Genomic DNA, 10,708 nt, shown 5'->3' with positions numbered 1-10,708 from the left:
AGCATCGGTGAGTACCTGCGGGCCCGCCGGGAACTGGTCCGACCGGACGAGGTCGGTATCCCCGACAGCGGGCGGCGCCGCGTTGCCGGCCTCCGCCGCGACGAGCTCGCTCTGCTGGCCGGCATCAGCACCGAGTACTACACCCGACTGGAACAGGGCAGCGATCACCACCCGTCCGCGCAGGTCCTCGACGCGATCGCCCGCGCGCTGCGCCTGGACACCGACGCCACCGCCCACCTGCACGAGCTGGCCACCCCGACCACCGCCCGTCGGCGACGGGCCCGCCGATCCGAACAAGTCAGTCCCAGCGTGCGACAACTGCTCAACTCCTGGCCCGCCAACCCCGCCTTCGTCCAGGGCCGCTTCCTGGACGTGTTGGCGGCGAACCCGCTGATGACGGCTCTATCGCCGATGTACACACCCGGCCACAACATCCTCCGCGCGGCATTCCTCGACTCCGCGGTAAGCGACCTCTTCTGCGACCCCGAAATCAGGCTGGAGAACGTGGTCTCCGCCCTACGCGCCTCGGTCGGCCCCGACATCGACGACCCGCAGCTCACCGACCTCATCGGCGAACTCTCCCTCAAAAGCGCCGACTTCCGTCGACTGTGGGCACGTCACGACGTCAAACCCCACGCCGGCACCGGCGTCCACCGAATGCAACACCCTCAGGTCGGCGAGCTGGAACTGCACTACGACAAGTTCCACCTCGCCGGCGCCGACCGCCAGATGCTCACCGTCTACCAAGCCGAACCGGGCAGCCGCTCCGCCGAAGCACTGACACTGTTGGCCACGATCGCAGCCGATCAGCAACACCGCCCCGTCGGACGCGCCACCCCCATAGATGCCGACAGCGCCAGCCCGACGCAAGAGACCTAACCACGAGTCCTCCCCAGGCGGCGAGCACATCCAGTCAATCAACGCGAAATGCTTCCGGCCTACCAGACGATCAAAGCAAGGACTCCAGGCAGCCGGGGTTTAGGTCGGCTGCCTCCGCCTTCGACGCCGTCTCGCTCGGCGCCGGACGAGTGGCTAACGTCAAGAGGTGCCGACACATGCTGTCGGTCTCCTCGTGACGGGTGAAGGAGCGTGGTGTGGGCGCCGATCACGCAGACCAGGCGGGCTACGCCGAGTTTGCCGCCCAGATGCACGACGTGTTCCGATGCACGTGGAGGCGCCTCGGGTCGGTGCGACGGGGTGCGAGCGCCACCGTCCTGCCGGACGCCTGTGCGGATGTGGTTGTCGATCAGTCGGGGAGTGCGGTCCTGGTGGGACCCACGATGATCCCTCATCGGCATGAACTCGATGCATCGACCTCGTTGCGGGGGCTCCGTCTGCAGCCCTGGGCGATCCCGCTGCTGTTCCGAACCACCGCGAGCGACCTGCGTGACCAGGTGATCTCGCTGGAGGATCTGCTCGGGAGCCGAATGGCCCGGGCGGTGGCCGAGGCCGTGTGGCATGGCCGCGTGCCGGCGTGCTGGCGCGCGGTGGACACGTCGCCGTGGCAGATCGACCTGGTCAAGGGGCTGCTGACTGCCCCGAGCAGCCTGGTCGAGCACACGGGACGCCGCATCGGGGTCTCGGAGAGGCAGGCGCGTCGCACGACGCGGCAGCTGACCGGTCTGTCGCCCCGCGAGTTGGCGCAGGTCGGTCGCCTGCACCGGGTGCTGCCCCTGTTGGACCGCGAAGACCACCCGCTCGCCACGGCTGCCGGGATTCACCGACCAGGCGCACATGACTCATGCGCTCAAGCGTCTGACTGGGGCGACTCCGCACCGCCTGCGCGAGGAGCGGGGTGACCCCGCTAGCTGGCAGGGGGATCGCGTGTTGCGCGAGGTAACGGACCTGATCACGGCCGGCTGAGCCTCCACTTCACTCCGTCGCCTGTGGCCGATTGGTACAAGAGTCGTGCGTGCCAGGCGGGGCAAGGTATGGAGTCATGAGCACCGACCTTCAGGCAGCGAAGCAGTTCGTCTACGCCAACGCCCGGCTGCTCGACCGACGCCGGCTTGAGCATCTGCTGGGCGAGGCGTCGGCCGACGTCGTCGTAGAGGTTCTGCGGACCTACCAGAACCCGGACGGCGGCTTCGGGCACGCACTGGAGCCGGACATGAGAGCACCCGGCAGCGAGCCGTCCGCAGCCCTGTTGGCTCTCGAGACGTTGCTCCAGGTCGATGTCACCGACCACCCGGTCATCGAGGCCGCAGCGGACTGGATCGCCACCGCCTCGTCACCGGAAGGCACCCTGCCTCAGATGAGCGCGTCCGGCGCCGGGTATCCACACGCTCCGTTCATCAACCCGGGTGGGCCCACGTTCTTGACCTTCGCCCTGGCCGGGGCGCTGTGGGCAACGACGGTGCGACCGGCGTGGCTGGAGCGCGCTACTGCCTGGTGCTGGCAGGAACTCGAGCAGGCGGAGCGCCCCCACACCTACACGGTGGTGTTCGCGCTGCGGTTCCTCGACGCCGTACCCGACCACGACCGTGCGTGCGCCACCATCGAGCGTCTCAAACCGCTTCTGGACGCGGACGGCTGCATCCCGGTCCCGGGAGGGATCGAAGGCGAGCGGGTCACCCCACTCGACCTCTCACCGCAACCAGGAACCCGGAGCCGGGGTCTGTTCAGCACCGAGCAGATCGCCGCTGACCTAGACCGACTCGAGACCGACCAGCTCGACGACGGAGGCTGGGACTTCGACTGGCTGCACTGGTCACCGGGACAGGCGCTCGACTGGCGCGGCAGCATCACCGTCAGCACCCTCCAGCGCCTCCACGACCATGACCGCGTTCAGGTCGCCCCGACCGCCTGAGACACGACGCTGACAGAGACGAGGAGACCTCTATGTCGCATCACCACCACGCCATCGACTATGTCGAGCTCCCGGCGCCACGCCAGGAGATGGCCCGATCCTTCTACACCCAAGCCTTCGGCTGGCAGTTCAACGACTACGGACCCGAGTACACCGGCATCCGTGGCCCGGACCCCGAGGGACCCGAAGCTGGAGGACTGGCCACAGACGGTCCGACGCAACCCCTGGTCCTGATCTACTCCGACGACCTCGACGACACCCTCCGCGCCGTCCTCGCCGCAGGCGGAACCGTCCTGGTCGAGCCCTACGACTTCCCGGGTGGACGTCGCTTCCACTTCACCGACCCCTGCGGCAACGAGCTGGGCGTATGGGGACCGGCCCCCCACCCGAACGCGCACCACTGACCGCCCAGAACCAGGAGAACTGGCCACTCATGAGCGAGATCATCAACTCGACCTACCTCACCCTCGACGGCGTCATCGAGCACCCCGAGACCTGGCCCGAGATGGGCGGCTTCGGTCCCGAGGGCAACAAGATCCAGACCGACCTCGTCCTCGGATCCTCCGCCGTGATCATGGGCAGACACACCTACGACGGCTTCGCAGCGGTCTGGCCGACCATGTCGGGGAACCCGCTGGCCGACAAGATGAACGCGATGCCCAAGTACGTCGCGTCCACCACGCTTACCTCACCGACCTGGAACAACACTCACCTGATCACCGGTGATGTCGTGGAGTACGTCACCCAACTGCGGAACGAGGCAGAGGGCAACGTGGTGCAGTTCGGCTTCGGTGCCCTAACCCAGGTATTGCTGTCCGCGGGCCTCCTGAACCGCCTCCGGCTCTGGCTGCATCCGATCCTCCTCGGCCGGGGCGGTCCCGCGGACCTCCTGTATAGAGAGCTCCCCACCACCAAGTGCACCCTCGAGCGATGCACGCCCTTGGAGTCGGGGATCGTCATCCTCGACTACCGCGTGACCGCCGCTGGCTGACACCCCGAGGGCCGTGATCGCACCCGCCCGGCCCACTAGCCTGAGTCTGCCGCGCCACCCATTCACGTTCCGGAGGAGTGACGATGGACCTGACGCCGTACGCCCGGAAGCTGGTGCTGCCGTTAGGCTTCGTGCCACCGAGGGTGCTGCGGTACGACGACGTCGTCGCGCGTGCGATCACTCGGGACGATGTCGCCGAGGACGTGCTCGGCATCAATGCGAGCCTCGATTTGATTCGCGAGACCCGCGGCGGTTCATGGCCCACAGAGGCCGTGACCGAGGAAGAGATTATCGTCGATGAGTACTGGCACGAGTGCGAGTTCCGCGACAACAAGTCCTTCAGCTTCATCCTCCGAGCAGATGGTCTTGGCTATGTCGGCTGCGCCTACCTCTACCCGATGGGAGTGAGACAGCCCTTGACGCCAGACCTGGCCCAGCACGACGTCGACGTCAGCTGGTGGGTCACGCCGAAGGCCCACCAGGCCGGCTACTACGCCAAGGTGCACGAAGCGCTGCAACAGTGGGCGACCGAGGACTACCCATTCCAGCGGCCCCACTACTCCAACGCGCGGATGCCCTGAGCGGCAACCGCGTCGCATAGGTGTACTTGGCTGAGGAGTTCGCGTCAGTCGGCTGATCGGGGGAAGTCCTCCCATGCCTGTGTGGCGGCGTCGCGAGCCGACGGGACTCGAGTGAGAAGCCTGGGGACGAGTCGCCCGGCCGGCGGAACAGCGCAGGGAGTCGAAGTCCCAGCCGCCGTCGTCGAGCTGCTCTCGCTCGAGGAAAACTTCACAGGATCCCCATCCGCGTTATCTCGATAAGAGATTGAAGTACTGGAACAGTACCGAAGTCTCTTGGATCGCCGCAAGCGGCATACCATCGTGGGATGCCGGCCTGGAACGGGTACAGCCGCTTCTGCTCGCTCGCCCGCGCCCTCGACCTCGTCGGGGAACGCTGGACCCTGGTGATCGTCCAGGAGCTGCTGCACGCCCCCCGCCGCTACACCGAACTGCGCTCGCGGCTACCCGGGATCGGGTCGAACGTGCTGGCCGAACGGCTTCGCCGCCTCGAGTCCCACGCGATCGTCGAGCGTGTCCCGGCGCCGTGGGTGCAGGTGTCCTCTACCGCCTCACCGACCGGGGACGGCGCCTCGGCCCCGCCCTGGCCGAGTTCCGCCAGTGGGGCCTGGACGAGCTCCTGCCACCCGCCGCCGACGGTGACACACCTGCCGCCGAGTACGACCTGTCCTACGCGGTACCCGCAGACCTGCCGCTGGCCGAGGCCTACGAGTGGCACCTCGACAGCGACGTCTACTCGCTGCGGATCGACCGCACCCGCCTGACGGTCGAAACCGGCTCCACACCCGACCCCGCCCTGGTCCTGCGCACCACGCGGGCGTTCATGCACCGCTGGGTCGCCGGAGAAACAACCTGGGACCGCGGCCGCCGCGACGGCCACGTCGAGGTGACCGGACCCGCCGACGCATGGGACCGCATGCTGCTGGCCACCGCCTACCCAGGCCGACCCGCCAATCTGCTCACCCGACTACGGGCGCAGCCCACCCCAACAGCGCAAGCACCGCCCGCGAGCACGCCAGCCCACCGAAGCCACCCGCCCAGCGGATAGCGTCGCGACCTACGACGCCCGAACGTCCTCGAGAGCCAATCTCAAACGGCGAGCCCGGGCTCGCCAGCGAGCGAGAGTTCGGCGCTCAGTCGCCGACCTGAGCCCCAGACGTCCACGATCGAGCACGATGGCCGCGACCCGGCGCGGCCGGTGAAGCATGCGGACCGAACACCTGACTGAAAGATCCACTGCGCAAGTAAGCGTTCACACGGGCGCACGCCAAGATTTCAGTGCCCAGCTAACAGCGCCGCACGACTGAAACCTTCAGGTGCGGTTGACAAGTACTCTGAACCGACGCCGAACAGTTCAGTAGCGTGCCCTACTTTTCAGTCAACGCTTCAGTTCGGAACCGATGATTTCAGTAGCGCTGCGCTGGCGGCCGTGGCGTTCGCCTGCGCGCAGATCGGAAAGCCGTACGTGTGGGGTGGCAACGGCGACCCCGGGTTCGACTGCTGCTGCGCCAGGACGCGACGCTGAGGCGCCGCCGTTGCGCACCTGGTACGCGGGCATCGGGACCTGCCTGCCGTACCTGGCGACGCACGTCATGGGCTCACCCGGCCATTGGCGGATGTTCCCGACCCGGGCCAACGGGCAGCCGGCATCCGTCGTCTACTACCGGGACGGGCGGCCGGTACCTGCCGTACGGGGTTCGTCGTGCTCATCGCGGGGCGTCGGCGGCGTCACGGCGATCACCGCCTTTGGCGACCCCGGCCTCGTCACCGCGTTCGGCTTCCCGGCGTCGGTGCCGGCGCGCGCAGGGGCCGGGGACCGGGTCCGCATCAGGGACTGACCTCGGCGTCCGTGGCCGCGACGGGCCCGGGCAGCACGTCGGTGGAGTCCGCGCGGATGGGCTGGTCGCAGTGCTCCCAGCGCGGGGCGGCGGGGGCGACGTGGCCGCACGGCCGGTGCCGGTACAGGACGGGGGGCCTTCATCGTGCCGCGTGAGGCGGTCAGGCGGGGGCGGGGACGCCTTCGAGGACGATGACCGGGAAGACGCGGTCGGTGTTCTTCTCGTATTCGGAGGCGCCGTCGGAGACCAGGCCGTAGAGCCGGTCGCGCTCCTCGCCCGCCGTGACGACGGCCCGGGCCGGGAAGGACCCTTCGCCGAGTTCCACCGTCACCGACGGGTTGGCCCGCAGGTTGTGGAACCAGGCCGGATGCCTCGGGGCGCCCGCCTTGGAGGCCATCACGAATACCCGTCCGTCGCCGTCGACCGCGAACCCGAGCGGCACGGTCGCCGGCCGTCCGGTCCGCGCCCCGGTCGTGGTCAGGAGCAGGATCGGGAACGGCGGCTGGCTGACCACGCCGTGGTTGGCGCGGAACTCGCTGATGACGCCCTGGTTGTAGGCCAGGAACTCCTCGTCGGATGGCACGGACGGCACTACACCTCCAGAGTATCTCGAAGAAATTGACCGTACTACGAGCGAGTCTCTCCAAGCAACTGACATATGCTGCAAGGGTGCCGCCGCGAACCTCGTTCGAGACCATCGACTGCTCGATCGCCCGCACCATGGCCGTGCTGGGCGAGCCGTGGACCGCCCTGATCCTGCGTGACCTGTTCATCGGAGTCACCCGGTTCGATGCCCTGAACGCCCATCTCGGCGTCTCCCGCAAGGTCCTCACCCTGCGCCTCAGCCGGCTGCTCGACGACGAAATCGTGGTCAAGCGCGCCTACGCCCACCGGCCGGAGCGGTTCGACTACATCCTGACCGCCAAGGGATGGCAGCTGTGCGACATCCTGCTCGCCATCAGCGCCTGGGGAGACCAGTGGACGACATCAGACGCCGGACCGCCCGCCCTGCTCCACCACCGCCGGTGCAACCACCTCACAACCGCCGAAATCCGCTGCTCTCACTGCGGCGAGCCGCTACACGCCGCGGACACCGAGGTCACACCGCTGCGGTGATCATTGGGGGGGTGTCGCAGCTTCCTGAAAACTGGATCTGGTCGAGTAGCCGGGGGCATCCCAGCCCCCGGCCCTCGCAGATCCGGGCGTGAAGTAGACTCGCCCGGCTCCTGCTGCACATCACGAGCGGTGCCCGATTGGTCGCCGATTGTCGTGGCTCCTCCCTGGATGGTTGGCCCGAACCGTCGGCGTCCGCACCGCCCTACGGGGCGGTCAGTACCGCAGCGCCCAGTGCGCGAACAGGCCAGGGGACCGTTCCCGGACTCCCCCGAGCCACGCCCACGCCCTGCGGTCGCTACGTTTCAGTCGTTTGTATTTCCTCTTTGCCCAGCGCATGAGATGGCGATCGATGCGCACACCGATGGGGATCACCACAGACGGGTAGAACATGGTGAAATATTCCAGCCAGCCCCCATATCCACCGGGTTTGGGCTGGTGGTCGCTCTTGAGGGGCTTTACCGCGCTGGTTCCTCTCGTCCACCTTCCCGCCTCGCTTGCGGGACCCGCATCATCCGGTAGTGCTGACACGTCCCCGCGTTGTCGGGGCTGCTGTCCACCCTTGCCGGCGTCTCCCGGCTCAGGCTGCCCCCTGCTTCAACCATTCCGCTGCGACGAAATGATGACGAAGGTCTTTCTCCCCCGTCCGGTTGATTGCGCCTCGTGGCGCTCGATATCCCACGACCACACCTCGCTGGGACCGTGGGCGACCAGCTCGGGGCGGACGCGGGGTGGATGGATGGCCTGGCGGCGGCGTTCGGACACCTGGCCGGCGGCTCGCGCGATCCGGTACATCGTCGACATCGAGCACCAGTAGCGGCCGTCGTCGAGCTCCCGGGCCCAGACCTGGGGGATCGCGAGATCGGCGTAGGCCGGGCTGGCCAGCAGCTGAAGGACCCGGGCCCGTTCGGACCCGCTCAGCGCGGCGGGCGGCGGGGTGCGTGGCAGCCAGGGGCCGTGTCGCCGGCCCGCGCCGGCGGCATGCCGATAGTGGCTGGCCCGCGAGATACCCGTCAGCACACACGAGGTCCGGACCGCGATCCCCGCCGCTCGCAGCTCGGTGAACGCGCCGGTCAGGACCTCGTCGGTGGATCGTCGCGTTCCGCGCTCTCGGAGATCTCCTCCAAGAGCGCGCGCGCTTTGCCCATGATGTCCAACGCCATCCGCGTTCTCGCCAGCTCGGACGTCAGCTTCTCGTTCTGCCGGCGGAGTTTCTCCAGCTCGACCTGCTCGGCTGACTTCCTGGGCCGGTCCGACGGCGCCGCGCCAGCGCGGGTCAGCCCGCCGGCGTCCCGAGCCCGGGTCCACTCGATGATGTGCGACGAATACAAACCTTCCCGGCGCAGGATCGCGCCTTTCTCGCCGTTCGCCGCGTTCTCGTACTCCGCGACGATCGCCAGCTTGTACTCGACGCTGAACGTCCGCCGCGACGGCCGCGGCGCTGAATCACCAGGACCCGGCGACCGCGCCGGCCGGTCAGGCGAGGTGGACACGACCATGAGGATCTCCCATCCCGCCCTCGATCAGGAACCCCACACTCGCACGGGGTGTCTCACATCAGCCTGGCAAAGAGGGCTGCGTGCCGATGGTCGACGCTCCCCATGAAGGCGCCGACGTCCGCGTCGAACCGTTTCCCACGATGGTGGGCGCACGATGGGGATTCGACCTCTACCTGGGAGCGAGTACGCCGGTCGCCGGGTAGCAGTGCGCAGCATGAACACCGCCGGGTCGGCACTGTCAGCACCCGGGCTGATCATCATGCGAGGTGCCGAGAGCGCGGGCAGGGCCCGGTTCGTTGGTGCAGTGATCGATCGCCGGAGCCTTGACCTCAAGTTCGGTTGAACTCCTAGTCTCCCACGCAAGCCCCCGTGGAGGAGGAGATCATGGGTCGAATCGAGATGCGGCCGGTGCTAGACAACGACCAGGTGGCACACGCCGCGGCCGAGGCTGCCGTGGCACGTCTCGCGGCCGACTTGCAGGAGGGCTTGGACGACGCCGACGCCGACACCTACGATCGGTCCTTCGCCGCGGACGTGCTGTGGGGCAGCCCCTACGGCGCCACCCTGACTGGCTTCGACACGTTGATCGGCGTGCATCGTCGACTTATGGAAGCCGGGACCGCGCCGCCCTCAGAATTCCAGGTCGTCGCGGTGCGCGCCCCGGCGCCCGGTGTCGCGATCGCGCAGATCCGTCGGCGAGCACGCGATGGCGACGGGTTCTCCGAGATGGCCCTGTACACCCTGGTCGAGCGGGACGGCCGGTGGTGGCTGGCCGCCGCGCAGAACACTCCGATCGTCGAGGCACCGGCGTGATCGCGACTACCGCAGAAGTCAGGAGATGGGTCAAATGGCACGCACGGCCTCTGTCGCTCGATCCCGCGGGTCCGCCGCTTGACCTGCCCCAGTCGCTGTCAAGGGCGCGAGTGGTGGGTCTGGCCTCGTCAGTGCGCTCGGCCAGGGAGTTGGTTGCCGCGACACACGTCCTGCTGCGCGCGCTCGTCGAGCAGGCCGGCTTCCGCGCGGTGGCCGTCGGAGCCAGGAGACCGGTGCGGCGCTTGACCGGTTTGTCCGAAACCGGCGGGGGCGACGCTGCCGCTCTGCTCGCCGCCAGCCAAAGCTTCCTGCGGGTCCACGAGGCGCTGCGCGTCGTCCGGTGGCTACGCGCGTGGACCCGCGAGTATCCCGACGATCCCGCTGTCGGTCGTGGCCGGCGCGCGGCGCTTTCCGGGTGTCATGTGTCAGCGAGACTCTGTAGATCATCGGTCGCGGACTCGGTCGTTTCTCAGGCGTCAGGTATACGTCGAGCCCGCCGGTGCCGAAGGCGGCGGGCTGGGCCAGTGCTTCCTTGCCCCAGGCAGCGGCCTGCGCGGTTCCGTTTCGTCGCGGCGCAGGCCGCGCCCCGGATCCCTGGACGATCGAGGTGGGTGCGGCCCCCCGCGGCGCACCCACCTCTACCTGAAGCGTTCCCGATTTAGTAGACAGACGAATTATGCTGCTTCTGTGGCCTTCGTGTCAAATTGCGCCTCGAACTCGGTGGGGGTCAGATAGCCGATGGTCGAATGTAGCCTCCTGCGGTTGTAGTACGTCTCTATGTAGTCGAATACGCCGGCGCGGAGCTGCTTCAGTCCAGCGAAGGCGTGGAGGTGGATGAACTCCTTTTGAGGGTCGCCCAGAACGATTCGGCAGCGGCATTGTCGTAGCAGATCCCGGTCCGACCGACCGAGTTTTTGATCTTTTTCTTCTTGCAGAACCTGACGAACTCGCGGCTCGTGTACTGGCTGCCGCGGTCGGCGTGGAAGATCACTCCTTTGGGGGGTCGCCGGCGGCCGAGCGCCATGCGGAGCGCGTCCATGACCAGGCCCGTGCGCATATGGTTGTCG

The 10,708-nt window shown here is 67.9% G+C and carries 17 protein-coding genes and 1 pseudogene; 12 read left to right on the top strand and 6 right to left on the bottom strand.

Annotation, left to right across the window (positions count from 1 at the left end; translation table 11 throughout):
- The 9 genes and pseudogenes from BCD48_RS17785 to BCD48_RS17750 form a co-directional block, all read left to right on the top strand.
- Positions 1–879, top strand: an 879-nt coding sequence (locus BCD48_RS17785) for a helix-turn-helix domain-containing protein (protein WP_071049546.1), incomplete at its 5' end; no start/stop codon positions are given.
- 215 nt (positions 880–1,094) lie between these two features.
- On the top strand, positions 1,095–1,799 hold the full coding sequence (locus BCD48_RS17780; protein ID WP_071049545.1) for a DUF6597 domain-containing transcriptional factor: 705 nt from the start codon (positions 1,095–1,097) through the stop codon (positions 1,797–1,799).
- 140 nt (positions 1,800–1,939) lie between these two features.
- Complete coding sequence (locus tag BCD48_RS17775; RefSeq protein ID WP_071049543.1) at positions 1,940–2,809, top strand: hypothetical protein; 870 nt, start codon at positions 1,940–1,942, stop codon at positions 2,807–2,809.
- Positions 2,810–2,841: 32 nt separating this feature from the next.
- On the top strand, positions 2,842–3,213 hold the full coding sequence (locus BCD48_RS17770) for a VOC family protein (protein WP_071049541.1): 372 nt from the start codon (positions 2,842–2,844) through the stop codon (positions 3,211–3,213).
- A 29-nt stretch (positions 3,214–3,242) separates the two neighbouring features.
- Complete coding sequence (locus tag BCD48_RS17765) at positions 3,243–3,800, top strand: dihydrofolate reductase family protein (RefSeq protein ID WP_071049550.1); 558 nt, start codon at positions 3,243–3,245, stop codon at positions 3,798–3,800.
- 83 nt (positions 3,801–3,883) lie between these two features.
- Positions 3,884–4,381, top strand: a complete 498-nt coding sequence (locus tag BCD48_RS17760) for a GNAT family N-acetyltransferase (RefSeq protein ID WP_071049539.1) — start codon at positions 3,884–3,886, stop codon at positions 4,379–4,381.
- Positions 4,382–4,686: 305 nt separating this feature from the next.
- Positions 4,687–4,857, top strand: a pseudogene (locus BCD48_RS55710) (winged helix-turn-helix transcriptional regulator); the annotation flags it as partial.
- A gap of 47 nt (positions 4,858–4,904) precedes the next feature.
- A complete protein-coding gene (locus BCD48_RS53785) occupies positions 4,905–5,426 on the top strand; it encodes a hypothetical protein (RefSeq protein ID WP_071049538.1) in 522 nt (173 codons plus the stop codon).
- A 487-nt stretch (positions 5,427–5,913) separates the two neighbouring features.
- Positions 5,914–6,216 (top strand): sigma-70 family RNA polymerase sigma factor family protein, encoded by a 303-nt coding sequence (locus BCD48_RS17750; protein ID WP_071049537.1) that lies wholly within the window; start codon positions 5,914–5,916, stop codon positions 6,214–6,216.
- A gap of 160 nt (positions 6,217–6,376) precedes the next feature.
- On the opposite strand, the gene BCD48_RS17745 is transcribed toward BCD48_RS17750, so the two are convergent.
- Entirely contained in the window at positions 6,377–6,808 is a 432-nt protein-coding gene (locus BCD48_RS17745; RefSeq protein ID WP_071049535.1) for a nitroreductase/quinone reductase family protein, read from the bottom strand.
- Positions 6,809–6,885: 77 nt separating this feature from the next.
- On the opposite strand from BCD48_RS17745, the gene BCD48_RS17740 reads away from it, so the two are divergent.
- Positions 6,886–7,332, top strand: coding sequence for a winged helix-turn-helix transcriptional regulator (locus BCD48_RS17740; RefSeq protein WP_198543289.1), 447 nt, complete (start codon positions 6,886–6,888; stop codon positions 7,330–7,332).
- 213 nt (positions 7,333–7,545) lie between these two features.
- Here BCD48_RS17740 and BCD48_RS54925 read toward each other — a convergent pair whose 3' ends face one another.
- The 3 genes from BCD48_RS54925 to BCD48_RS17730 form a co-directional block, all read right to left on the bottom strand.
- Positions 7,546–7,860 carry a group II intron maturase-specific domain-containing protein gene (locus BCD48_RS54925; protein WP_274536545.1) on the bottom strand — a complete coding sequence of 105 codons (315 nt, stop codon included), beginning with the start codon at positions 7,858–7,860 and terminating at the stop codon, positions 7,546–7,548.
- A 66-nt stretch (positions 7,861–7,926) separates the two neighbouring features.
- Complete coding sequence (locus BCD48_RS17735) at positions 7,927–8,349, bottom strand: hypothetical protein (protein ID WP_071049533.1); 423 nt, start codon at positions 8,347–8,349, stop codon at positions 7,927–7,929.
- 53 nt (positions 8,350–8,402) lie between these two features.
- Entirely contained in the window at positions 8,403–8,828 is a 426-nt protein-coding gene (locus BCD48_RS17730; protein WP_071049531.1) for a transposase, read from the bottom strand.
- An 80-nt stretch (positions 8,829–8,908) separates the two neighbouring features.
- Here BCD48_RS17730 and BCD48_RS54920 point away from each other — a divergent pair, with 80 nt between their 5' ends.
- Together BCD48_RS54920 and BCD48_RS17725 are read left to right on the top strand one after the other, a co-directional pair.
- Positions 8,909–9,031: a hypothetical protein gene (locus BCD48_RS54920; protein WP_274536544.1), complete on the top strand. Its 123-nt coding sequence runs from the start codon at positions 8,909–8,911 to the stop codon at positions 9,029–9,031.
- 181 nt (positions 9,032–9,212) lie between these two features.
- Positions 9,213–9,641, top strand: a complete 429-nt coding sequence (locus BCD48_RS17725; protein ID WP_071049529.1) for an SgcJ/EcaC family oxidoreductase — start codon at positions 9,213–9,215, stop codon at positions 9,639–9,641.
- A 674-nt stretch (positions 9,642–10,315) separates the two neighbouring features.
- Here the strand turns inward: BCD48_RS17725 and BCD48_RS53780 are convergent.
- Together BCD48_RS53780 and BCD48_RS17720 are read right to left on the bottom strand one after the other, a co-directional pair.
- Positions 10,316–10,453: an IS3 family transposase gene (locus tag BCD48_RS53780; RefSeq protein ID WP_241841816.1), complete on the bottom strand. Its 138-nt coding sequence runs from the start codon at positions 10,451–10,453 to the stop codon at positions 10,316–10,318.
- Positions 10,450–10,708 (bottom strand): DDE-type integrase/transposase/recombinase (locus tag BCD48_RS17720; RefSeq protein WP_241841815.1); only part of this gene is annotated, 259 nt, incomplete at its 5' end. The genes BCD48_RS53780 and BCD48_RS17720, both read right to left, overlap by 4 nt.

The organism is Pseudofrankia coriaricola, assembly GCF_001854805.1.
GTDB lineage: Bacteria > Actinomycetota > Actinomycetes > Frankiales > Frankiaceae > Pseudofrankia.
This window is presented reverse-complemented; position numbering and strand designations above follow the sequence as displayed.

Excerpts from the sequence above, each read along its gene's own strand:
- BCD48_RS17770 (WP_071049541.1), top strand. The coding sequence starts at position 2,842 with ATGTCGCATCACCACCACGCCATCGACTATGTCGAGCTCCCGGCGCCA.
- BCD48_RS17775 (WP_071049543.1), top strand. The coding sequence starts at position 1,940 with ATGAGCACCGACCTTCAGGCAGCGAAGCAGTTCGTCTACGCCAACGCC.
- BCD48_RS17760 (WP_071049539.1), top strand. The coding sequence starts at position 3,884 with ATGGACCTGACGCCGTACGCCCGGAAGCTGGTGCTGCCGTTAGGCTTC.
- BCD48_RS17725 (WP_071049529.1), top strand. The coding sequence starts at position 9,213 with ATGGGTCGAATCGAGATGCGGCCGGTGCTAGACAACGACCAGGTGGCA.
- BCD48_RS17730 (WP_071049531.1), bottom strand. The coding sequence starts at position 8,828 with ATGGTCGTGTCCACCTCGCCTGACCGGCCGGCGCGGTCGCCGGGTCCT.
- BCD48_RS17765 (WP_071049550.1), top strand. The coding sequence starts at position 3,243 with ATGAGCGAGATCATCAACTCGACCTACCTCACCCTCGACGGCGTCATC.